This is a genomic window from Comamonas sp. UBA7528, from assembly GCF_002479375.1.
In the GTDB taxonomy this organism is placed as follows: domain Bacteria; phylum Pseudomonadota; class Gammaproteobacteria; order Burkholderiales; family Burkholderiaceae_C; genus Comamonas.
Genome location: NZ_DLMU01000008.1, coordinates 206,605 through 227,219, shown reverse-complemented (window position 1 = coordinate 227,219; position 20,615 = coordinate 206,605). Strand labels below are relative to the sequence as shown.

General features: G+C 64.6%; 21 protein-coding genes and 4 tRNA genes. 7 read left to right on the top strand and 18 right to left on the bottom strand.

The window, feature by feature from the left end:
• Nucleotides 1–16: 16 nt before the first annotated feature.
• The 15 genes from B3349_RS10060 to serS form a co-directional block, all read right to left on the bottom strand.
• A complete protein-coding gene (locus B3349_RS10060; RefSeq protein WP_218332724.1) occupies nucleotides 17–628 on the bottom strand; it encodes an NADH-quinone oxidoreductase subunit C in 612 nt (203 codons plus the stop codon).
• Nucleotides 629–637: 9 nt separating this feature from the next.
• On the bottom strand, nucleotides 638–1,117 hold the full coding sequence (locus B3349_RS10055) for a NuoB/complex I 20 kDa subunit family protein (RefSeq protein WP_066539321.1): 480 nt from the start codon (nucleotides 1,115–1,117) through the stop codon (nucleotides 638–640).
• A gap of 25 nt (nucleotides 1,118–1,142) precedes the next feature.
• On the bottom strand, nucleotides 1,143–1,502 hold the full coding sequence (locus B3349_RS10050) for an NADH-quinone oxidoreductase subunit A (protein ID WP_066539531.1): 360 nt from the start codon (nucleotides 1,500–1,502) through the stop codon (nucleotides 1,143–1,145).
• Nucleotides 1,503–1,569: 67 nt separating this feature from the next.
• Nucleotides 1,570–1,655 (bottom strand) — tRNA-Leu (locus tag B3349_RS10045).
• Nucleotides 1,656–1,782: 127 nt separating this feature from the next.
• Nucleotides 1,783–2,178, bottom strand: a complete 396-nt coding sequence (secG, locus tag B3349_RS10040; RefSeq protein ID WP_066539323.1) for a preprotein translocase subunit SecG — start codon at nucleotides 2,176–2,178, stop codon at nucleotides 1,783–1,785.
• A gap of 39 nt (nucleotides 2,179–2,217) precedes the next feature.
• Complete coding sequence (tpiA, locus tag B3349_RS10035) at nucleotides 2,218–2,964, bottom strand: triose-phosphate isomerase (protein ID WP_291588656.1); 747 nt, start codon at nucleotides 2,962–2,964, stop codon at nucleotides 2,218–2,220.
• 8 nt (nucleotides 2,965–2,972) lie between these two features.
• Nucleotides 2,973–3,959 carry an NAD(P)H-quinone oxidoreductase gene (locus tag B3349_RS10030; RefSeq protein ID WP_291588480.1) on the bottom strand — a complete coding sequence of 329 codons (987 nt, stop codon included), beginning with the start codon at nucleotides 3,957–3,959 and terminating at the stop codon, nucleotides 2,973–2,975.
• A gap of 154 nt (nucleotides 3,960–4,113) precedes the next feature.
• Nucleotides 4,114–6,369, bottom strand: a complete 2,256-nt coding sequence (pnp, locus tag B3349_RS10025; protein WP_291588479.1) for a polyribonucleotide nucleotidyltransferase — start codon at nucleotides 6,367–6,369, stop codon at nucleotides 4,114–4,116.
• A 217-nt stretch (nucleotides 6,370–6,586) separates the two neighbouring features.
• Nucleotides 6,587–6,853, bottom strand: a complete 267-nt coding sequence (rpsO, locus tag B3349_RS10020) for a 30S ribosomal protein S15 (protein ID WP_083520526.1) — start codon at nucleotides 6,851–6,853, stop codon at nucleotides 6,587–6,589.
• A gap of 159 nt (nucleotides 6,854–7,012) precedes the next feature.
• A complete protein-coding gene (gene ribD / locus B3349_RS10015) occupies nucleotides 7,013–8,143 on the bottom strand; it encodes a bifunctional diaminohydroxyphosphoribosylaminopyrimidine deaminase/5-amino-6-(5-phosphoribosylamino)uracil reductase RibD (protein WP_291588478.1) in 1,131 nt (376 codons plus the stop codon).
• Between the two features lie 287 nt (nucleotides 8,144–8,430).
• Complete coding sequence (greB, locus tag B3349_RS10010) at nucleotides 8,431–8,991, bottom strand: transcription elongation factor GreB (RefSeq protein ID WP_066539335.1); 561 nt, start codon at nucleotides 8,989–8,991, stop codon at nucleotides 8,431–8,433.
• 85 nt (nucleotides 8,992–9,076) lie between these two features.
• A tRNA-Arg gene (locus tag B3349_RS10005) sits at nucleotides 9,077–9,153 on the bottom strand.
• A gap of 150 nt (nucleotides 9,154–9,303) precedes the next feature.
• A tRNA-Arg gene (locus B3349_RS10000) sits at nucleotides 9,304–9,380 on the bottom strand.
• An 11-nt stretch (nucleotides 9,381–9,391) separates the two neighbouring features.
• Nucleotides 9,392–9,482 (bottom strand) — tRNA-Ser (locus B3349_RS09995).
• Between the two features lie 32 nt (nucleotides 9,483–9,514).
• Nucleotides 9,515–10,831 carry a serine--tRNA ligase gene (gene serS, locus B3349_RS09990; protein ID WP_291588477.1) on the bottom strand — a complete coding sequence of 439 codons (1,317 nt, stop codon included), beginning with the start codon at nucleotides 10,829–10,831 and terminating at the stop codon, nucleotides 9,515–9,517.
• A gap of 228 nt (nucleotides 10,832–11,059) precedes the next feature.
• Here serS and B3349_RS09985 point away from each other — a divergent pair, with 228 nt between their 5' ends.
• Nucleotides 11,060–11,734 (top strand): CBS domain-containing protein, encoded by a 675-nt coding sequence (locus B3349_RS09985; protein WP_291588476.1) that lies wholly within the window; start codon nucleotides 11,060–11,062, stop codon nucleotides 11,732–11,734.
• A 106-nt stretch (nucleotides 11,735–11,840) separates the two neighbouring features.
• Nucleotides 11,841–12,125 (top strand): hypothetical protein, encoded by a 285-nt coding sequence (locus tag B3349_RS09980; RefSeq protein WP_291588475.1) that lies wholly within the window; start codon nucleotides 11,841–11,843, stop codon nucleotides 12,123–12,125.
• A 132-nt stretch (nucleotides 12,126–12,257) separates the two neighbouring features.
• Here the strand turns inward: B3349_RS09980 and ispH are convergent, their stop codons facing one another.
• Both ispH and B3349_RS09970 read right to left on the bottom strand, forming a co-directional pair.
• Complete coding sequence (ispH, locus tag B3349_RS09975) at nucleotides 12,258–13,247, bottom strand: 4-hydroxy-3-methylbut-2-enyl diphosphate reductase (protein WP_291588474.1); 990 nt, start codon at nucleotides 13,245–13,247, stop codon at nucleotides 12,258–12,260.
• A gap of 1 nt (nucleotide 13,248) precedes the next feature.
• Nucleotides 13,249–13,716, bottom strand: a complete 468-nt coding sequence (locus B3349_RS09970) for an FKBP-type peptidyl-prolyl cis-trans isomerase (RefSeq protein WP_218332731.1) — start codon at nucleotides 13,714–13,716, stop codon at nucleotides 13,249–13,251.
• A gap of 88 nt (nucleotides 13,717–13,804) precedes the next feature.
• On the opposite strand from B3349_RS09970, the gene radC reads away from it, so the two are divergent.
• From radC to B3349_RS09945, 5 genes are all read left to right on the top strand, one after another.
• Nucleotides 13,805–14,518, top strand: a complete 714-nt coding sequence (radC, locus tag B3349_RS09965; RefSeq protein WP_291588473.1) for a RadC family protein — start codon at nucleotides 13,805–13,807, stop codon at nucleotides 14,516–14,518.
• Nucleotides 14,519–14,617: 99 nt separating this feature from the next.
• The gene (locus B3349_RS09960; RefSeq protein WP_291588472.1) at nucleotides 14,618–15,127 is read left to right on the top strand and encodes a sigma-70 family RNA polymerase sigma factor; all 510 of its coding nucleotides are present in this window, start codon (nucleotides 14,618–14,620) and stop codon (nucleotides 15,125–15,127) included.
• Nucleotides 15,100–16,134 carry a FecR domain-containing protein gene (locus B3349_RS09955; RefSeq protein ID WP_291588471.1) on the top strand — a complete coding sequence of 345 codons (1,035 nt, stop codon included), beginning with the start codon at nucleotides 15,100–15,102 and terminating at the stop codon, nucleotides 16,132–16,134. The genes B3349_RS09960 and B3349_RS09955 overlap by 28 nt, the downstream gene beginning before the upstream one ends.
• A 240-nt stretch (nucleotides 16,135–16,374) precedes the next feature.
• Complete coding sequence (locus tag B3349_RS09950; RefSeq protein ID WP_291588470.1) at nucleotides 16,375–18,861, top strand: TonB-dependent siderophore receptor; 2,487 nt, start codon at nucleotides 16,375–16,377, stop codon at nucleotides 18,859–18,861.
• A gap of 141 nt (nucleotides 18,862–19,002) precedes the next feature.
• Entirely contained in the window at nucleotides 19,003–19,665 is a 663-nt protein-coding gene (locus B3349_RS09945) for a Smr/MutS family protein (protein WP_291588469.1), read from the top strand.
• A 165-nt stretch (nucleotides 19,666–19,830) separates the two neighbouring features.
• Here B3349_RS09945 and B3349_RS09940 read toward each other — a convergent pair whose 3' ends face one another.
• Complete coding sequence (locus B3349_RS09940) at nucleotides 19,831–20,475, bottom strand: LemA family protein (RefSeq protein ID WP_291588468.1); 645 nt, start codon at nucleotides 20,473–20,475, stop codon at nucleotides 19,831–19,833.
• Nucleotides 20,476–20,615 lie beyond the last annotated feature (140 nt).

Genomic DNA, 20,615 nt, shown 5'->3' with positions numbered 1-20,615 from the left:
AAGGCGACGCGCGCCTTCAGTGCAGGCCTCCGCCGTAGTTGTCTTCACGGATGATGCGCGGAGTGATTTCGCGCGGCTCGATCGTCACCGGCTGGTAGACCACGCGGCCCAGCTCTTCGTCGAAGCGCATTTCCACGTGACCCGACAGGGGGAAGTCCTTGCGGAAGGGGTGGCCGATGAAACCGTAGTCGGTCAGGATGCGGCGCAGGTCGTCGTGGCCTTCGAACATGATGCCGAACAGGTCGAACGCCTCGCGTTCGAACCAGTTGGCAGAGCTCCACAGCGGATTCACCGAAGCGACCACCGGGAAATCATCGTCCTCGGCGTACACGCGCACCCGCAGACGTTGGTTCAGTGACACCGACAGCAGGTGCGACACCACGGCAAAGCGGGCACCTTCGGTACCCACTTCAGCGTAAGCAGAGTAGTCCAGACCGCACAGGTCGACCAGTTGTTCGAACTGGCAACCGGGCGCATCGCGCAGCGTTTGCATGGCAGCGTAATACTGGGCCGCAGGCACCTCAGCGGTGACTTCGCCCAGCGCGACAGTGACGCTGCGGGCTTTGTCGCCCAGGGCAGCAGCCACCAGATCCCGAAGCTTTTCGGGATGGATAGCGATAGCAGACATCTCGACTCCTTAGACGCGAGCGATGGTGTTCGTGCGGCGGATTTTTTGCTGCAGCTGAATGATGCCGTAGATCAGCGCTTCGGCAGTGGGGGGGCAGCCCGGCACGTACACGTCCACAGGCACCACACGGTCGCAACCGCGCACCACGGAATAACTGTAGTGGTAGTAACCGCCGCCATTGGCGCAGGAACCCATGGAGAGCACCCAGCGCGGCTCAGACATCTGGTCGTAGACCTTGCGCAGGGCCGGTGCCATCTTGTTGCACAGCGTGCCAGCCACAATCATCAGGTCAGACTGGCGCGGGCTGGGACGGAACACTTCCGCACCAAAGCGCGCCAGGTCATAGCGCGCCGCGGCGGCATGCATCATTTCCACCGCACAGCAGGCCAGACCGAACGTCATGGGCCAGATCGATCCGGTTTTGGCCCAGTTCACCACAGCGTCATAGCTGGTGGTGACGAAGCCTTCCTTCATCACACCTTCGATCATCGTGTTTCCTTTTCGAATTCAGCTGTTATTCCCAGTCCAGGGCGCCCTTTTTCCACTCGTAGGCAAAGCCTACGACAAGAACGGCCAGGAAGATCAGCACAGCGACGAAACCAGCAATGCCAACGTCCTCGAGCGCAACGGCCCAAGGCAGCAGGAAAGCGATTTCCAAATCAAAGAGGATAAACAGAATGGCGACGAGGTAGTAGCGCACATCGAATTTCATGCGCGCGTCTTCGAAGGCCTCAAAACCGCATTCGTAAGGAGAGTTCTTGGCGTCATCCGGTCGGTTGGGACCCAGCACATAGCCGAGCACCAAAGGCACGACACCAACGGCCATGCCAACGAGGATGAACAAGAGAACGGGGAGGTATTGATCGAGGTTCATCTTGAGGTCGCGTTTCCCGCTTGACCTTGCCCCGACCACTGCCTGATCAGGGCAGGCTTGTTATGTGTGGTGCCGTCGGCGAGACTCGAACTCGCACAGCTTTACGCCACTACCCCCTCAAGATAGCGTGTCTACCAATTCCACCACGACGGCTTTTTTCGTCTCAGATCACCCGGATGGCATGAGGAGCCCCCTCTAACTGGGCTTTGGCTGTCCAGGCAATCCCTATATTCTATCCGGAAAAACACTTGCATCGAAGTATTTTCCGGATTGCTTCAATTTATTTCGCGGGAGCAGGCTCCGTTGTGGCAGCAGGCTGCTGCACCGGTGCGGGCACGTCATTCGCCACGGGCGCGGGCACATCCTTGCTCACGGCAGCCGGGGCAGGAATGCTGGCGGCAGGCGTGTTTTCCAGCACGCTGCCAGTGCTGGCTGGGCGGGTGTTGCCCAGGTAGGCCAGGGCCAGCGTGCAGACAAAGAACACGGCGGCCAGGATGCCGGTGGTGCGCGACAGGAAGTTGGCACTGCCCGAAGCCCCGAACAGGCTGCCGGAGCTGCCGCTGCCAAAGGCCGCGCCCATGTCCGCACCCTTGCCGTGCTGGATCAGGATCAGACCGATCATGCCCAGGGCCGCCAGCATTTGAATGCCCAGAATCACACCAGAAAACGCTTGCATTTCATTCACTCCTAAATCAGTAGCTATTCACACTGCAGCTTATTGAGCTGCAGCAATAATTTGCAGAAAATCTGCGGCCTTGAGCGACGCACCGCCGATCAGGCCGCCATCGATATCGGGCTGGGCCAGCAGCTGGGCCGCATTGGCGGCATTCATGCTGCCGCCGTACAGCAGCGGCACGCGATCAGCCTGCTGGGTCGCGGCCGCCAGCTGTGCGCGCAGCACGGCATGCACCTGCTGGGCCTGCTCAGGCGAAGCCGTCTTGCCGGTGCCAATGGCCCAGACCGGCTCGTACGCCACCACCAGCTCGCTGACGCAATGGCCCACGTGCTGGATCACCGCCGCCAGCTGGCGCTTGACCACGGCTTCGGTCTGGCCGGCTTCCCGCTCGGCCAGGGTCTCGCCCACGCACACCACCGGTGTGATGCCCTTGGCCAGGGCCGCCTGGGCCTTGTGCGCCACATCAGCATCGGTTTCGCCGTGGTACTGGCGGCGCTCGCTGTGGCCCACCAGGGCGTAGCGCACACCGAACTCCTGCAGCATGGCGGCCGACACCTCCCCGGTGTAGGCACCTTTTTCGTGCTGCGACACATCCTGGGCGCCCAGCGCAATCGGCGAGTCCTGCAGCAGCGCCTGCACCTGGGCCAGGTAGACCGCCGGAACAGCCACACCCACGCCGCAATGCAGCGCGGCAGGCAGCCCCTGGCGGATGCCCGCCAGCAGCTCGGCATTGGCCTGCAGGCCGCCATTCATCTTCCAGTTGCCAACAATCAGCTTCTTCTTCATGTGTTCGCTCACCACGTCAAAACGATCTTGCCAATGAGTTGACCCGACTCCATCAGGGCATGGGCCTGGGCGGCATCCTGCGCTGCAAAGCGGCTGTGGATGATGGGACGCACGCGGCGCTGCTCCAGCAGCGGCCACACCTTGTCCCGCAGTTCCTGGCCGATGGCAGCCTTGAACGCCTCGCTGCGCGGGCGCAGCGTGCTTCCTGTCACCGTCAGGCGGCGGCGCATCAGCAAGCCGGCATTGAAGCCCGACTCCAGACCGCCTTGCACCGCAATCACCACCAGGCGGCCGTCTTCCGCCAGGCAGCGCACTTCGCGCTCCACATAGCTGCCGGCCACCATGTCAAGGATCACGTCAACCCCCTTGCCACCCGTCAGGCGCAAGGCTTCCTGCTCGAAATCCTGGCTCTTGTAATTGATGGCATGGTCCGCACCCAGAGCCAGGCATTCGGCGCACTTCTCATCCGAACCCGCAGTCACAATGACTGTGGACCCAAAGGCCTTGGCCAGCTGGATGGCCGTGACGCCAATGCCGCTGCTGCCACCCTGGATCAACAGCGTTTCACCCGCCTGCAGACGGCCCCGCTGGAACACATTGCTCCAGACCGTGAAAAAGGTCTCGGGCAGCGCCGCAGCCTCTTCGTCGCTCAATCCCTGCGGCACCGGCAGGCACTGGCCCACCGGCACGGTGCAGTACTGGGCATAGCCACCGCCTTGCAGCAGCGCACAAACCCGGTCACCCACGGCCAGACCGGCCGCCGCCATGGCGGCCGCATCACCCGACTCGATGACACCGGCCACTTCCAGACCCGGCAGGTCCGAAGCACCGGGCGGTGGGGGGTAAGCACCTTTGCGCTGCACCACGTCCGGGCGGTTGACACCACTGGCGCGCACGCGAATCAACACCTCGCCCGCCTGCGGCTGGGGCGTGGGTCGTTCGCAGGGCTGCAGCACTTCGGGGGGACCGAAACGGCTGATTTCTATGGCCTGCATGCTTGGCGCACGTCCTTTACAAAATTCTGGCCGCCATTGCCTGCACCGTCCAAGACCTGTGCGGCAATAGCGCGCTTTTTTGACACAAAAACCGTGGGTGCTGCAGATTGCTCTGCAGCCACCCACGGCCGGCAGCATCCCTTACGGGAAGGGATTACTGCTGTTGCTGTTGCTGCTGTTGGTCAGCATCGACAGCCTGGTCACGCGGCTGACGGGGCTCACGCGGCTCGCGGGGTTCACGGAACTCGCGCGGTTGGCGGGGAGCACGGTCACCACGCTCGGCCGGGGCCGGACGCTCGCTGCGTTCCATGCCGGCGGGACGCTCGGTCAGCGCCTTCATGGACAGCTTGACACGACCCTTGTCGTCGGTCTCCAGCACCTTGACCTGGACCACTTGGCCTTCTTGCAGGTAGTCGGTGACCTTTTCCACGCGCTCGTGGGCAATCTGGCTGATGTGCAGCAGACCGTCCTTGCCGGGCAGCAGGTTGACCAGTGCGCCGAAGTCCAGGATCTTGACCACGGGACCTTCGTAGACCTTGCCGATTTCGACTTCGGCCGTGATCTGCTCGATGCGCAGCTTGGCGGCTTCGGCCTTGGCGCCGTCGGTGGCGGCAATGGTGATGGTGCCGTCTTCCTCGATGTTGATCTGGGTGCCGGTCTCTTCGGTCAGCGCACGGATGGTGGCGCCGCCCTTGCCGATCACGTCACGGATCTTCTCGGGGTTGATCTTCATGGTGTACAGCTTGGGAGCGAAGCTGGAGACTTCGGTCTTGGCTTCACCCATGGCCTCTTGCATCTTGCCCAGGATGTGCATGCGGGCTTCCTTGGCCTGAGCCAGAGCGACCTGCATGATTTCCTTGGTGATGCCCTGGATCTTGATGTCCATCTGCAGGGCCGTGATGCCGTTGGTGGTACCGGCCACCTTGAAGTCCATGTCACCCAGGTGATCTTCATCACCCAGGATGTCGGTCAGCACGGCGAAGCGGTTGTCTTCCTTGATCAGGCCCATGGCGATACCGGCCACGTGCGCCTTCATGGGCACGCCGGCGTCCATCATGGACAGGCAGCCGCCGCACACCGATGCCATCGACGAGGAGCCGTTGGATTCGGTGATTTCCGACACCACGCGGATGGTGTAGGGGAATTCTTCCTTGGTCGGCAGGCAGGCGGCCAGAGCACGCTTGGCCAGACGGCCGTGGCCGATTTCGCGGCGCTTGGTCGAACCCATGCGACCCACTTCACCGGTGGCAAAGGGAGGCATGTTGTAGTGGAACAGGAAGCGGTCTTCGAACTCGCCAGCCAGTGCGTCGATACGCTGGGCATCGCGCTCGGTGCCCAGGGTGGAGATCACCAGAGCCTGGGTTTCACCGCGGGTGAACAGGGCCGAGCCGTGGGTGCGGGGCAGCACGGAGTTGCGGATCTCGATGGGGCGCACGGTGCGGGTGTCGCGGCCGTCGATGCGGGGCTCACCGGCCAGGATCTGCGAACGCACGATACGGGCTTCGATGTCGAACAGCATGCCTTCGACCTTGACGCCGTCAAATGCAATGCCTTGCTCGGTCAGGCCGGCCTTCACGTCGGCGTAGGCCAGACGGCAGGCGTGCGTACGGGCTTGCTTGTTGCGCAGCTGGTAGGCATCGCGCAGCTTGGCGTCACCCAGTTCAGCCACCTTGGCGATCAGGGCTTCGTCCTTGGCAGGAGCGGTCCATTCCCAGGCGGGCTTGCCGCCTTCGCGCACCAGCTCGTGGATGGCGTCGATGGCAACCTTGCCTTGTTCGTGGCCGAACATCACGGCGCCCAACATCACTTCTTCAGGCAGTTGCTGTGCTTCGGACTCCACCATCAGCACAGCGGATTCGGTACCGGCCACCACCAGATCCATCTGCGAATCCTTGCGCAGGGTCTGACCGGGGTTCAGCACGTATTCACCGTTGATGTAACCCACGCGGGCGGCGCCGATGGGGCCGTTGAACGGGATGCCCGACACCGACAGGGCGGCGGACACAGCGATCATGGCGGCGATGTCGGCATCCACTTCAGGGTTCAGCGAGATGGTGTGGATGACCACATGCACGTCGTTGAAGAAACCTTCGGGGAACAGCGGACGGATTGGGCGGTCGATCAGGCGGCTGGTCAGGGTTTCCAGCTCGGAAGGCTTGGCTTCACGCTTGAAGAAGCTGCCAGGGATCTTGCCGGCGGCGTAGGTCTTCTCGATGTAGTCGACTGTCAGAGGGAAGAAGTCCTGACCGGCCTTGGCGATCTTCGAGCCCACCACAGTGGCCAGCACCACGGTGTCATCGATGTTGACCAGCACGGCGCCGGAGGCCTGGCGGGCGATTTCGCCGGTTTCCATGGTGACCGTGTGCTGGCCCCATTGGAAGGTCTTGGTGACTTTGTTGAACATCGTCATGTGTGTACTCCTGTTGGAATGGCTGCAAGCGCTCTTGCAGCATGGATTTGGAGATCAAACAGAACACGATGCCATTCCACAAACGCGCAAAACGCTATTTTTTTCAATAGCTTGCAGATTTGTGGAATGACACAGCTTCGCTCTGTCTGGGCAAACTCCAAAGTAAAAAACGCCTGAGCTAGCGCGCTAACTCAGGCGTTTTGATCTTGCACTGTGCTTACTTACGCAGGCCCAGCTTGGCGATCAGGGCGGTGTAACGGTCAGCGTCCTTGGACTTCAGGTAGTCCAGCAGCTTGCGACGACGGCTCACCATGCGCAGCAGGCCGCGACGACCGTGGTGGTCCTTGGCGTGTTGCTTGAAGTGAGGGGTCAGTTCGTTGATGCGAGCGGTCAGCAGAGCCACTTGCACTTCGGGGCTACCAGTGTCGTTTTCAGCACGGGCGTTGGCCTTGACAACTTCAGCCTTGATAGAGGCAGCGATCATGATTTTTCCTTATTGGAAGGCAGCGCAAAGCCGCCTTTGGTTACTTGCGCAAGGGCTGGAACGGCCGCCTGCGTGCGTCTTGCACCATGCAAAACCCCTTGATTATAACAAGTCGCCGCACCCCTGCCCCAGCGCACCCCTTCCGCCCGGCCCGAAGCCTCAGAATTGGTCGCGCCCAGGGACACGGGCCAGCACCCGCAGATCCCCTCCGACCTGCACCACATCGTGAAATGCCAGCGGCACGCGCTGGGCCAGATCCGTCAGCGGTCCCCACTGCGCCATGTCCGCTCCCGGCCCCAGCAAGCTGGGCGCCATGTACAGCAGCAGCTCATCCAGCATGCCGCCGGCAATCACCGCACCGTTGAGCACGGCACCGGCCTCCACGTGCAGCTCATTGACTTCGCGCTGCGCCAGGTCCCGCAGCATGGCCGGCACATCCACCCGGCCCTGGGCGTCCGGCATTTCCACCAGCACCACACCGCGTGCCTGCAGCGCCTCAGCGCGCGCCCCCTGCACCGTGGCGGTATAGATCAGCACCTGCCGGTCGGCCGCAAACAGCGCGGCATCGGGCGGCGTGCGCAGCCGGCTGTCGGCAATCACCAGACGCGGCTGTCGCTCGGTGGGCAGGCTGCGCACATCCAGGCGCGGGTTGTCCGCCAGCACCGTCCCCACCCCCGTCAGGATGGCGCAGGCCCGGGCACGCCAGGCCTGACCATCTTCGCGCGCCGCCGGCCCGGTGATCCACTGGCTTTGCCCGTTGGGCAGCGCCGTTTTCCCATCCAGCGACGTGGCCGCTTTCATGCGCACCCAGGGCTGGCCGCGCACCATGCGGCTCAGAAAGCCCAGATTCAGTTCACGCGCGCGCGCAGCCCCCTCCCCCACTTCCACGGCAATGCCATGGGCGCGCAGATGGGCAATGCCCTGCCCTGCCACGCGGGGATTGGGGTCCAGCAAGGCCACCACCACCTTGGCCACCCCGGCCTCGGACAAGGCCACGCAGCAGGGCCCGGTGCGCCCGGTGTGCGCACAGGGCTCCAGCGTGACATAGGCCGTGGCACCCTGCACCTGCTGACCGCGGGCCGCGGCATCGCGCAGCGCCATGACCTCGGCATGCGGACCACCGGCCTTCTGCGTGGCGCCTTCGCCCACCACCTGCCCTTGCGGGTTGACCAGCACACAGCCCACCCGCGGATTGGGCGAAGTGCGGTGCATCGCCTGCTGCGCCAGCTCCAAAGCCCGGTTCATAAAAAAAGCAGCCTCGCTGCGCGGCTGCTGCTGACTGTCGTCCATGTGCACTCCCATCCGAATCGGCCATTTCTTCGCCGCACCACAGCGGGGGCAGCTCGCCAGCCGCCGGCACCGCCAATACCTACGCCTTGCACTCCTTGTCCGGCGCCGGCTTGGCACCGGCAGCACGCTGGTTGCCGCCATTTTCCCGGGTTTACAACGCCGCTGCGCCAAACCGCCGCGACACAGACCTGCCATATGCGCAGCACACCAGCACCATCCCTTTCACAGGCACTGCACTGCATGCCCCGCCGCCAGCCGACCGGCGGCGCAAGGGGCACTCTCGCACGCTAGTCCGCAGGCGGCGGGTAGCGCACCTCCAGCACCTCCAGCATGCGCACACCACCCGGCGTAGGCAGCGGCACCTCATCCCCCACGCGCGCTTTCAGCAAGGCGCGCGAGACCGGGGCAATCCAGCTCACCTGCCCCTGGCTGCTGTCCGCCTCATCAATCCCCAGAATCGTGATGGTGCGCTCTTCACCTTCATCGTCGGCATAGGTCACCGTGGCACCAAAGTAGACCTGGTCGCTGCCATGGTGCACGGCAGGATCCACCACCTCGGCAATTTCCAGGCGTTTGGTCAGAAAGCGGATGCGGCGGTCGATCTCACGCAGCCGCTTCTTGCCGTACAGATAGTCGCCATTTTCCGAGCGGTCGCCATTACTGGCCGCCCAGTGCACCACATCCACGATCTTGGGTCGCTCGTTGTCGATCAGCTCCAGCAACTCGGCCCTGAGCCGCTGGCAACCTGCAGGCGTCATGTAGTTCTTGCCACCTGCGGGCAAAGGCGGCAAGCCGGGCTGATCGTCGTCGTCATCCCCGTCGGATTCTTTGGTGAAGGCCTTGTTCATAGGCTGTCCATCTTCACACATCCGCACCGCGCCCACGCCGAAAACGAAAAAGCCTCAGAACATTTCTGTTCTGAGGCTTGTCGTTTGGTGCGGCTGGCAGGAATCGAACCCACGACCCCTTGGTTCGTAGCCAAGTACTCTATCCAGCTGAGCTACAGCCGCTAAGCTATCGATTATAGGACAGTTTTAGTGTCTTACTTTCGAATTTCCAAATTTCTTTGGAAGAAGCTTGTTTTTCATGACGCTGAAAAGCAAGGCTTTCACAAATAGACAAAAGCCCCAGAGCATTTCTACTCTGAGGCTTACATCTGATGGTGCGGCTGGCAGGAATCGAACCCACGACCCCTTGGTTCGTAGCCAAGTACTCTATCCAGCTGAGCTACAGCCGCGTTCCAACAATTGGCGGAGAGGGTGGGATTCGAACCCACGGTACGTTATTCACGTACGCCTGATTTCGAGTCAGGTACATTCGACCACTCTGCCACCTCTCCGGTGTGTCGAAGCATCTATTGTAGCCTAAAAATCAGGCCTTCAGCAAAGTTTTGCCACCCATGTACGAAACCAGTGCTTCGGGCACCGTGATGGAGCCATCCGCGTTCTGGTAATTCTCCAGTACGGCGACCAGCGTACGACCCACGGCCAGGCCGGAGCCGTTCAAGGTATGGACCAGTTCGTTCTTGCCCTGGGCGTTCTTGAAACGCGCCTGCATGCGACGGGCCTGGAAGGCTTCGCAGTTGGAGACCGAGCTGATTTCGCGGTACACATTCTGGGCGGGCACCCACACTTCCAGGTCATAGGTCTTGGCGGCGCCAAAGCCCATGTCGCCGGTGCACAGGCTGACCACACGGTAAGGCAGGCCCAGCTTCTGCAGCACCTGCTCGGCGTGCCCTGTCATTTCTTCCAGCGCTTCGTAGCTCTTGTCGGGGTGCACGATCTGCACCATCTCGACCTTGTCGAACTGGTGCTGGCGGATCAGACCACGGGTGTCGCGGCCGGACGAGCCGGCTTCCGAGCGGAAGCAGGGGCTGTGCGCCGTCAGCTTGATCGGCAGCTGGTCTTCGGCCAGCACTTCGTCGCGCACCAGGTTGGTCAGCGGCACTTCCGACGTGGGAATCAGGTACAGCGCGGCGGTGTCAGGCACCGGCTCGGCATCCTGCCCGCCCTTCTTGGCCGCAAACAGGTCCTGCTCGAACTTGGGCAACTGGCCCGTGCCCTTGAGCGAGTCGCTGTTGACGATATAAGGCACATAGCATTCGGTGTAGCCATGCGCTTCGGTCTGCAGATCGATCATGAACTGCGCCAGCGCGCGGTGCAGGCGGGCGATCTGCCCCTTCATCACCGTGAAGCGGGCACCGCTGAGCTTGATGCCGGATTCAAAGTCCAGGCCCAGGGGGGTGCCCAGGTCCACATGGTCCTTGATGTCGAAATCGAAGGCCCTGGGCGTACCCCAGCGGCGCACTTCCACATTGCCTTCTTCATCGGCGCCCACGGGCACCGAGGCGTGCGGCAGATTGGGCACGGCCACCAGCATGGCCTGCAGCTCGGTCTGGATCTGCTCCAGGCGTGCGGCGGATTGCTCCAGCTCGGCCTTCATGGCGGCCACCTCGGCCTTGGCGGCTTCGGCGGCGTCTTTCTCACCCTTGCCCATCAGCATGCCGATCTGCTTGGACAGCTGGTTGCGCTTGGACTGCAGTTCCTCGGTGCGCGTCTGGATGGACTTGCGTTCCGATTCCAGTGCCTTGAAGGCTTCCACGTTCAGGAAGGCTTGGGGATTCTTGCGGGTCAGCAGTCGGGCGACGACCGAGTCCAGGTCTTTGCGGAGAAGTTGAATGTCGAGCATAGAGCGCGATTTTAGTGGTGCCGCCGCCGCTGCGCGCTGCGCAGTGGCTTGCATGCCGCGCCGAAATGGCCCCGCCCCCCGCTTTCCCCGACCACGCCCGCCAGATTGCGGGGCCTGACGGTCAGGAAACCAGGCACAAGAAAAGCGTACAGATGCCGATAGCATGGGAAGCACACTGCATTCGGCGGCCCATGGCACGCACAGACCCACCAGCCCGAGGGAGACACCATGTTTTATGTATTCGGCATCAACGGCCCCATGTACCACGGGGGACCGGAGCGACTGTCACAGATCGCTCCGGTGCGCCGCGTACAACGCCCCCAGGCATTGAACACGCTGGTCGCCGACACCGATACCGATTCCAGCCACCTGTTGCAGCACCCCTCCACCGAGACCACGCTGCGCCGCGCGCCAGCGCAAAGTGCGGTGTCGGCCTACGCCAGCGCCGCCCAGGGACCCAAGGAAGAGCGCCGCCCGCTGAGCCTGGTGCGGGATGTGATGACACGCGGCGCCCTCACCGTCTCGCCGCGCAGCATGGTCAACGATGCCTGGCAAACCCTGGCCCTGCACCGTGTCAGCCAGGCGCCGGTGCTCAACGATGCCAAGCAGGTGATCGGCTTGCTGCTGCGTGCAGACATGGCACCGCTGGACCTGCTGCCCACCCCCGGCGCGGTGCGCGACGCCATTGCACTGGCGCGCCGCCCCGTGTCTGAAGTGATGGTGACGCCCGTGCCCACCGTGGCGGAAGACACCGACCTACGCCGCGTAGCCAGTGTGCTGCTGGACAATGGGCTGCCAGGCCTGCCGGTGACCGATGAACAAGGCCACCTGGCCGGCTTCATCTCGCGCACCGACCTGCTCAAGGCGATTGCCAGCGACCCTCCTCTGGATTTGTGGAGTTGAGGCGCTCAGGGCACTCCTGTACAGACAACGCTGTCAATCCATAGCAGGCTGTGCGCATTTGGCTTGCACTGCATACTGCAAAGACTTGTTTAAGGGAGGAAGGACCATGTTCCCGCTCTGTCTGCTGGCTTTGCTGGGCACCGCCACCCTGGCTTTCTGGCCGCTGGACCGCCAGGCGCCCAATCCGGCGCGCGCCGCTGCGCTGGCCTTGCTGATGCTGGGCAGCGCCCTGGCCGCTCTGGCCCTGGCCGTACTGACCTGGTGGAGCAGCCTGTCGGGCGCCGCCACCTGGCGCGCCAGCCTGGTGCTGGCCGTGGTGACCAGCGCCTGCGCCGCCAAAGGCTTGCTGCGCCACCGTCCGCTGCCGCTGGCCCTGACCATGCACCGCTAAAACTGCCGGCCGCGGGCTGCCGGCGGGCCCACGCAGCGGCTGGATTCCCCCAAAAAGTAACGTCCCAAAAGATGGGACGTTCTGATCTTGAGAGATGGAGAGAAGCGCAGGCCGCAGCCTGCACGGCGTTTTTCAGGCGCCGGTTTCCGGCGTCTTGCGCACCTCGATCTCCAGCCCCGTGGCCGCGTCGATCTTCAGGCCCTTGGGCAAGGGGAACTTCACCGTTTCTTCGATACCGTCCATCTTGCGCACCGATACCGCGCCCAGGCTGCGCACCCGGGCGATCACATCGTGCACCAGCACCTCGGGTGCGGATGCCCCCGCCGTCAGGCCGACACGAGCCGCATTGGCAAACCACTCTTCCTTCAGCTCGCCTGCGTTGTCCACCATGTAAGCGGGCGTGCCCAGGCGGGCTGCCAGCTCGCGCAGGCGGTTGCTGTTGGAACTGGTGGGGCTGCCCACCACAATCACCACATCCACCTGCGGCGCCAGCACCTTGATGGCGTCCTGGCGGTTCTGCGTGGCGTAGCAGATATCCTGCTGCTTGGGCTGGCGCACCTGTGGAAAGCGCAGCTTGATGGCCGCCATGATGCCGGCGGCATCGTCCACGGACAACGTGGTCTGCGTGACCACTGCCAGTTTTTCGGTCTGGCGCGGCGCCACGGTGGCCACATCGGCCTCGTCTTCCACCAGGTGGATGCCTTCGGAGAGCTGGCCCATGGTGCCTTCGACTTCCGGGTGGCCCTTGTGGCCAATCATCAGGAACTCGTAGCCTTCCTTGGCCAGCTTGGCCACTTCCACATGCACCTTGGTGACCAGCGGGCAGGTCGCATCGAAGACGGAAAAACCGCGTGCCTGGGCTTCCAGCTGCACGGCCTTGCTCACGCCATGGGCGCTGAAAATCAGCGTGGCCCCGGGCGGCACTTCGTCCAGTTCCTCAATGAAGATGGCACCCTTGGCCTTGAGGTCGTTGACCACAAAGGTGTTGTGCACGATCTCGTGGCGCACGTAGATGGGTGCGCCGAACTTGGCCAGTGCGCGCTCCACGATCTCGATGGCACGGTCCACACCGGCGCAGAAGCCGCGCGGCTCGGCCATCAGGATTTCCTTGGCGCCCTGCACCTCAGAGCACCCCGATGATCTTGACTTCGAACGTCACCGGCTGGCCGGCCAGCGGGTGGTTGAAGTCGAACAGCACGGCGCCGTCCTCGCGCACCTGCACCACGGCACCGGCGTACTGGCCCAGGCCATCGGGCGTGGGGAACTGCACCACATCGCCGGCGCTGTACTGCTCGTGCGGGTCGCCCAGCTCGTTCATCAGCTTGCGCGCCACCCACTGCACCATGTCGGGGTTGCGATCGCCAAAGGCGGCACCCGCAGGCAGCTCGAACGTGGTGTGCGTGCCTTCGGCCAGGCCCAGCAACTGCTCTTCCATGGCAGGCGACAGCTCACCCGCGCCCAGCGACAAGGTGGCGGGCTTTTCGCTGAAAGTGTTGATCACGTCACCGGCCGGGCCCGCCAGACGGTAATGCAGTGTGAGGAAGGAGCCCGGCTGTACGGTGGGCGCGGATGCGTGGGTGGTGGTCGTCATGGATGTCCCGTTAATCTGCCGCTATTGTAAAAAGCCGCACATGCCCCCGCAGCATCCACGCGCATAGGGAGCTCCGGCCGCACTGCCCATGGCCCTCAAAGACCTGCCTACCGACGCCCAACCCCGCGAAAAACTGCTGGCCCGCGGCCCTGCCGCACTGGCCGACGCCGAGCTGCTGGCGATTTTGCTGCGCACCGGCCTGGCGGGTTGCGGGGTGCTGCAACTGGCGCAGAGCCTGCTCGAGGCCCCGGGCCGCCACCCGGAGACCGGCCTGCCCCAGGGCGGGTTCGACGGACTGGCCGGCCTGCTGAATGCCAACGCCCAGGATCTGGCCCGCATCAAGGGCCTGGGCCCGGCCAAGCGTGCCGAGCTGCTGGCCGTGATGGAGCTGGCCAAGCGCGCCACCGCCCAGCAACTGCGTGAGCGCACCGTGTTCACCGACCCACAGACGGTGCAGCACTACCTGCAACTGCATCTGGCACCGCGCCCGCACGAGGTGTTTGCTGCGCTGTTTCTGGACAGCCAGCACCGGCTGATCGCACTCGAAGAGCTGTTTCGCGGCACCCTCACCGCCACCGCGGTCTACCCGCGCGAAGTGGTGTTGCGCGCCCTGCACCACCAGGCCGGCGCCGTGATCCTGTCGCACAACCACCCCAGCGGCAGCGTGCAGCCCAGTCCGGCCGACAAGGAACTGACCCGCACCCTGACCTCCGCCCTGGCCCTGGTGGACGTACGCGTGCTGGACCATGTGATCGTCGGCCCCGGTGCAGCACTGTCCATGGCCGAAGCCGGTTGGATGTAGCAGCCAGACAACAGCCCGGCCCTGGCCCGGCGTGGGCGGCCGTAAGGCACGACACAGTCGTATAATGAGAAAAGCTCTCATTTGCATTCATCTACTTCCATGTCCGCGCCTGCCACCACCGATCCGGTCCACACCCTGTATGTCGACCACGGCAAATGGCTGCATGGCTGGTTGCGTCGCCGGCTCGGGGATTCGCACCAGGCGGCGGATCTGGCACAGGACACATTTGTGCGCGTGATTACCGGCCGCCAGGCCCAGGCCATCCTGGAGCCGCGAGCCTACCTGACCACCCTAGCGCAGCGGGTGCTCTACAACTTCTGGCGCCGGCGCGAGCTGGAACAGGCCTGGCTGGATGCCCTGGCCCATCAGCCGCCCGCGCTGGCCCCCTCGGCCGAGGACTATGCCCTGGTGTGCGAAGCCATCCACACCCTGGATCTCTGGCTGGGCGGTCTGCCGCCCAAGGCGCGCCAGGCCTTTTTGCTGCGCCAGCTCGATGGCCTGAGCCACGGCGATATCGCAGCCCGCCTGGGCGTGTCCCTCTCCACGGCCGAGCGCTACCAGAAGCAGGCCTTGCTGCACCTGTGCACCCTGCCCGAGCCGCTGTGGTGATGCCGCCCACACCGGCACTGCCCGGCTGGGCCCTGGAACAGGCCGTGGACTGGCTGCTGCGCCTGGACCCGCCCCACCAGGCTGATCCCCAGGTGCAACAGGCCTTGGAGCAATGGCTGGCGCAGGATCCGCTGCACCGCCAGGCCTGGAACCATCTGCACGCCCGGCTGCAAGGCAGCGTCGGTGCAGCCATGCTGCAACTGCAACGCAGCAGCGCTGGCGTCCACCACGCCAGCCGCCAGGCCTTGCTGGCCCCGGTCCCCACCCAGGCACGGCGACGCAAGCTGCTGGGCTCGGGCCTGGCCGTGGTGCTGGCCGGCCTGGGCACGTCCTGGCTGGCCAGCCGCCACACCTCTTTTCCCACCCTGGCCGCCGATCTGCACACCGGCACTGGGGAAAGGTTACAGCACCAGTTGGCCGATGGCAGCACCTTGCTGCTGGACGCAGGCTCCGCCGTGGACATTGCCTTCAGCAGCACGCAGCGGCTGGTGCAACTGCGTGAAGGCGCATTGATTGCCCAGGTGGCACGGTTGCCCGGTGTGCTTCGCCCCTTCACCGTGCAAAGTGCCCAGGGCACGACCCAGGCGCTGGGCACACGCTTCATGGTGCGCCAGCAGTCCGACAGCACCCTGGTGCAGGTGCTGGAGCACAGTGTGCGCATCACCACCGCCAGCGGTCAGCAGCACAGCTTGCAGCAGGGCGAAAGCGCCCGCTTCACCGACACGCAGATCACCTTGCTGGAGCCTGGCATCGCCCCCGCCGCCTGGGCCGATGGCCTGATCGATGTGCGCAACCAGCCCTTGGGAGAGGTCATTGATGCGCTGCGCCCCTACCAGCCGGGGATGCTGCGCATCAGCCCCGAAGCCTCGCAGCTGCGCATCTTTGGCGTGTTTGCGCTGAAGCACCCGCAGCAGGTGCTCCAGGACCTGGTGGACACCCATCCCATCCGGGTCCGCCGCTGGGGCCAGTGGCTGACGCTGATCGACCTGGCGCCCCCGCGTACCTGAGGCCAGGGCCGCGCGGGCCCCGCAGGCGGCATGACATGGGTGCCGCGCACCGGATACATCTGCAGATGGATCCCGTCTCTCCAGCCCGCACCCAGCCACAACGGCAGGCCGCCCGGGCGGAAATGCACACCGCAGCACCTTTCAAAAAATATTTCCATTTCGTGAGGGTTTTGTCCCACCTCGTTGGACAGACCAAAGAACCCGCTTTTTCTCATTCCCCTCACAAGGATGGTCTGCACCATGGTTGCACCGCTCTCGCCCTCTCCTGCATCGCTTGCCTCACACACGCCGCCCCACCGCCACTCGCCCCTGGTGCTGGCCCTGGCCTGGGGTCTGCTCGCCCAGGTCCCACTCGCCCACGCACAGGCTCCCACACCGCCCGCGCCCCGCACGGCGGCCATGCTGCAATGGAATCTACCAGCCGGTCCGCTGGGCGAGACCCTGGCGCGCATCGCCCGCGAAGGCGGTCGCCGCATCAGTGCCGATCCCGCACTGCTGGCCGGCAAACAGGCGGCAGCCGTGGTGGGTGCGCTGAGCGCCGAGCAGGCGGCACAACGCGCCCTGGCCGGCAGCGGCCTGCAACTGGCCGTGACCACTAGCGGCACCTTGACCGTGGTGCCGGGCAGCCCCTCTGCACCGGTCAGCAGCGGCGGCGACAGCGCCACCCTGAAGGAAGTCATCGTCAAGGCCGCGCCGGAACGCGATGGCGTGACCGAGGGATCCACCAGCTACACCGCCACAGGCCCCAGCCGCATGGCCACCGGCCTGTCGCTCACACAACGGGAAACGCCCCAGGCCGTCACCGTCGTCACCCAGCAGCAGATCCTGGACCAGAACATGCAGTCGCTGGACGACGTGGCCAACACGGCCACCGGCATCAGCTACTCCAAGAACGGAACCGAGCGCTCGGTTTACTACGCGCGCGGCCTGCAGGTCAGCGACCTGCAGCTCGACGGCATGTCGGTCAGCATGTCCGAGAACTACTCGATGGATGCCATGTCCATCAACAACCTGGTGATCTACGACCGCGTGGAATTTGTGCGCGGTGCCAACGGTCTGATGCAGGGTTCGGGCAATCCGTCCGGCGCCATCAATCTGGTGCGCAAGCGCCCTACGCGGGAATTCCAGCTCAAGGGCGAAGTCGGCGCAGGCTCGTGGGCCGATTACCGTGCCCAGGTTGATGTGGCCGGCCCGCTGAACGAAGCCGGCACGCTGCGCGGCCGTGCCGTGGCCTATGCCAACAACGGCAACAGCTACAAAACAGGCTCCGGCAAGGACAACCAGCTGCTCTACGGCATCCTGGAAGCCGACCTGAGCCCCAACACCTTGCTGACGCTGGGCGCCACCGTCCAGCGGGACCGCCACCGCGGCTATGAATGGGGCGGGCTGAACACCCGGCCCGACGGTTCGTTCTACCAGTTGCCCCGCTCCACCTCGCTGGCAGGTCCCTGGGCCCACCTGAACCGCGACAATTACACCCTGTTCAGTGAACTGAGCCACCAGTTCGGCAACGGCTGGAAAATCACGGGCGCGGTCAATGCCGTGCGCTCCAATGCCGACTACCTGGCCTCGTATCCGGCGCGGGTCACTGGCTCGAACGATCTCTACCGCCTGGTGGCGGTGGACGTGGACTACAGCGACAGGCAACTGGCGTTCGACCTCAAGGCCAGTGGTCCGTTCATGCTCTGGGGCCGCGAACATGAGCTGATGCTGGGAGCCAGCCACCGAAAGGATGACTTCGCCTTTCCCATCTACTCGGCCACCAACACCCCCACCATCGACATCACCAACTTCGATTACTGGGCCATTCCGGCCCCCATCATCAACTACGCCAAGCCGGCCAACTACCGCTACCAGCGCAGCGAAAAAGCCCTGTATGCCGCCACCCGGCTGCGTGCCAGCGATGCGCTCAGCGCCATCGTGGGCAGCCGCCTGAGCTGGTCCGAATACGATGTCCAAAGCCCTTATGTGAATGAGCCCTATGCCACAGGCCGTCAGTTCATTCCCTATGCTGGCCTGGTCTACGACCTGAACGGCCACCACAGCCTCTACGCCAGCTACACCAGCATCTACCAGATTCAGGGCTATTTCGGCCCCGGCGGCCTGCTGGACCCCGTCAAGGGCAACAACTACGAAACCGGCATCAAGAGCAGCTTCCTCGACGGCCGCCTGCAGACTGCGCTGTCGGTGTTCCAGTCCGAGCTGACCAATCTGCCCGAAGTGCTGGACCTCGACCCCACCTGCGGCACCTCCGGCACCAGCAACTGCTACACCGAAGGCGGCAAGGTGCGCAACCGTGGCTTTGAGATCGAAGCCTCCGGCGCCCCGCTGCCGGGCTGGAACCTGAGCGCGGGCTACAGCTACAGCCACCCCAAGTATGTGCAGGGCAGCAGCCAGGGCATGGACTATGACACCCTCACCCCGCGCAAGCTGCTGAAGCTGGCCACCGACTACCGCCTGCCCGGCGGCCACTGGCGCCTGGGCGGCGATGTCCAGATGCAAAGCGGCACCCGCAGCAGCCTGCTGCCGACTCTGGCCCAGGGCGGCTATACCCTGCTGAACCTGCACGCCAACTACCAGCATGACCGCCACCTGAGCGTGCATTTCAATGTGCGCAACGCCACCGACAAGCACTACTACCAGACCATCCCCAGCCGCGCCAACTGGGGCAATCTGATGACCGGCACCCCACGCAGCTTTGCCGTGAACGTGCGCTACCAGTACTGAGGCTGCGCAGCCGCAGCACAACAGGGTGTCCTGGCCAGGCACCCTGGGCGCCCGCCCCTTCTTGTCGCCTCTGCGGGCGGAGGGCGACAAAGCCCTGTGTGCCAGCCATGGACTTGGTTTATCCGGTACAAACAGGCTGCCATGATGCTCAAAGCCCATTCCCTGCAGGACCTCCAACCGCTGCGCCAGCACCTGGTGCAGGCTGCTGCCCGTGCAGAAGCCGAAGCCCAGGCCCGGCGCGAAGCCGCTGCCCGCATCGAGCGCGAACGCAATCTGTTCGTGCTCAGCGTGGGGGATGTGACCCCGCTGCCCTGCCACAACCAGGCCGCGCTGGAAGCGCCGGTGCCCGCACCCGAACCCATCCAGTTCGTGCTGGACGAGCAGCGCGTGCTGATGGAAGCCATGAGCGACGAGTTCGATGTCAGCACCTTGCTGGACACCGATGACCAACTGAGCTTTCGCCGCCCCGGCATTGGCACCGATGTGACGCACAAGCTGCGCGGCGGCCAGTGGAGCATCCAGCGCCAGCTGGACCTGCACGGCCTGCGCGTGGACGAGGCGCGCGAGGCGCTGGGCCAGTTCATCCGCCTGTCGCACCGCACCGGCCTGCGCTGTGTGCGGGTGGTGCATGGCAAAGGCCTGGGCTCACCGGGCAAGACGCCGGTGCTCAAAGGCCGGGTGCAAAGCTGGCTGGTGCAGAAGAAAGAGGTGTTGGCCTTTGTCCAGGCCCGCCCGGCCGAAGGCGGGGCCGGTGCGCTGGTGGTGCTGCTGCAGCCCGGCAAGCGCTGGGTCCCCGGCGGCTGACAGCCACCGAGGGCCTGCGGCCCCCTGCTGCCGCGGATGCAGTCAACACGGGCTCGTCACGGTGGCGCCCTCACCCGGCGCAAAAGCCCACCGCCGCTGCAGTGTCAGTACGCCTTCAGACCGCCAGGGCGTCCACACACGACCACCGCATGCCCCCTCAGACGATCAGCTGGCACATGGCCTGCTCGCCTGCAGCGCGGCGGCTGCAACCTCGGGATCAGAAACACCTCTGGGCTCGCCCTGCGCCGGCACACCTTCGGCAGCCTGCAGCAGGTCCAGGTGGGCAAAGCCGATCAGCCGCGCCAGCAACAGATCGGGAAAGCGACCGGCGCGGCGGTTGTAGTCCGCGACCTGGCTGTTATAGGCCTGGCGCGCCAGACCCATGCGGTTTTCGGTGCTGCCCAGTGCTTCACGCAGCTGCAGCATGCGTTCGTCGTCCTGCAGCTGGGGATAGGCTTCGGCCTGCAGACGAAACTGGCCCAGCTGCCCATTCAGACTCTGCTCGGCCATGGCCAGTGCCCCCATGGCGCCGGGCTGGCCGGGGTGCAGGCGGGCGGTGCTGGCCGCTCCCTGGGCAATGCATCGGGCACGGATCACGGCCTCCAGCGTCGGGGCTTCGTGCACCATGTGGGCGCGTGCCACCTCCACCAGGCTGGGGATCAGATCGTGGCGGCGCTTGAGCTGCACGTCGATCTGTCCATAGGCATTCTCCACCCGGTGGTGCAGCGCACGCAGACGGTTGTAAGCCATGGCCACCCACAGCAATGCCAGCACGATCACCACCAGCACGCCCCACCCGCCTGTTGCCATATGCGCCCCCTCGTCTTGTTGGATGGCGCATCCTAGCGGATACCCTAGCGTCGGCGCGTTACGCTCATCGGTCTTCCGTCCCCGAAATCGGACCGTCGTTGACCCGCATCAACACAGGAGGCTTGGCAGGCCCCCTCAAG

Bases quoted from the DNA above. Each gene is read 5' to 3' on its own strand.
- B3349_RS10060 (WP_218332724.1), bottom strand. From the start codon at position 628: ATGTCTGCTATCGCTATCCATCCCGAAAAGCTTCGGGATCTGGTGGCT.
- B3349_RS10055 (WP_066539321.1), bottom strand. From the start codon at position 1,117: ATGATCGAAGGTGTGATGAAGGAAGGCTTCGTCACCACCAGCTATGAC.
- B3349_RS10050 (WP_066539531.1), bottom strand. From the start codon at position 1,502: ATGAACCTCGATCAATACCTCCCCGTTCTCTTGTTCATCCTCGTTGGC.
- secG (WP_066539323.1), bottom strand. From the start codon at position 2,178: ATGCAAGCGTTTTCTGGTGTGATTCTGGGCATTCAAATGCTGGCGGCC.
- tpiA (WP_291588656.1), bottom strand. From the start codon at position 2,964: ATGAAGAAGAAGCTGATTGTTGGCAACTGGAAGATGAATGGCGGCCTG.
- B3349_RS10030 (WP_291588480.1), bottom strand. From the start codon at position 3,959: ATGCAGGCCATAGAAATCAGCCGTTTCGGTCCCCCCGAAGTGCTGCAG.
- pnp (WP_291588479.1), bottom strand. From the start codon at position 6,369: ATGACGATGTTCAACAAAGTCACCAAGACCTTCCAATGGGGCCAGCAC.
- rpsO (WP_083520526.1), bottom strand. From the start codon at position 6,853: ATGATCGCTGCCTCTATCAAGGCTGAAGTTGTCAAGGCCAACGCCCGT.
- ribD (WP_291588478.1), bottom strand. From the start codon at position 8,143: ATGGACGACAGTCAGCAGCAGCCGCGCAGCGAGGCTGCTTTTTTTATG.
- greB (WP_066539335.1), bottom strand. From the start codon at position 8,991: ATGAACAAGGCCTTCACCAAAGAATCCGACGGGGATGACGACGACGAT.
- serS (WP_291588477.1), bottom strand. From the start codon at position 10,831: ATGCTCGACATTCAACTTCTCCGCAAAGACCTGGACTCGGTCGTCGCC.
- B3349_RS09985 (WP_291588476.1), top strand. From the start codon at position 11,060: ATGTTTTATGTATTCGGCATCAACGGCCCCATGTACCACGGGGGACCG.
- B3349_RS09980 (WP_291588475.1), top strand. From the start codon at position 11,841: ATGTTCCCGCTCTGTCTGCTGGCTTTGCTGGGCACCGCCACCCTGGCT.
- B3349_RS09970 (WP_218332731.1), bottom strand. From the start codon at position 13,716: ATGACGACCACCACCCACGCATCCGCGCCCACCGTACAGCCGGGCTCC.
- radC (WP_291588473.1), top strand. From the start codon at position 13,805: ATGGCCCTCAAAGACCTGCCTACCGACGCCCAACCCCGCGAAAAACTG.
- B3349_RS09960 (WP_291588472.1), top strand. From the start codon at position 14,618: ATGTCCGCGCCTGCCACCACCGATCCGGTCCACACCCTGTATGTCGAC.
- B3349_RS09950 (WP_291588470.1), top strand. From the start codon at position 16,375: ATGGTTGCACCGCTCTCGCCCTCTCCTGCATCGCTTGCCTCACACACG.
- B3349_RS09945 (WP_291588469.1), top strand. From the start codon at position 19,003: ATGATGCTCAAAGCCCATTCCCTGCAGGACCTCCAACCGCTGCGCCAG.
- B3349_RS09940 (WP_291588468.1), bottom strand. From the start codon at position 20,475: ATGGCAACAGGCGGGTGGGGCGTGCTGGTGGTGATCGTGCTGGCATTG.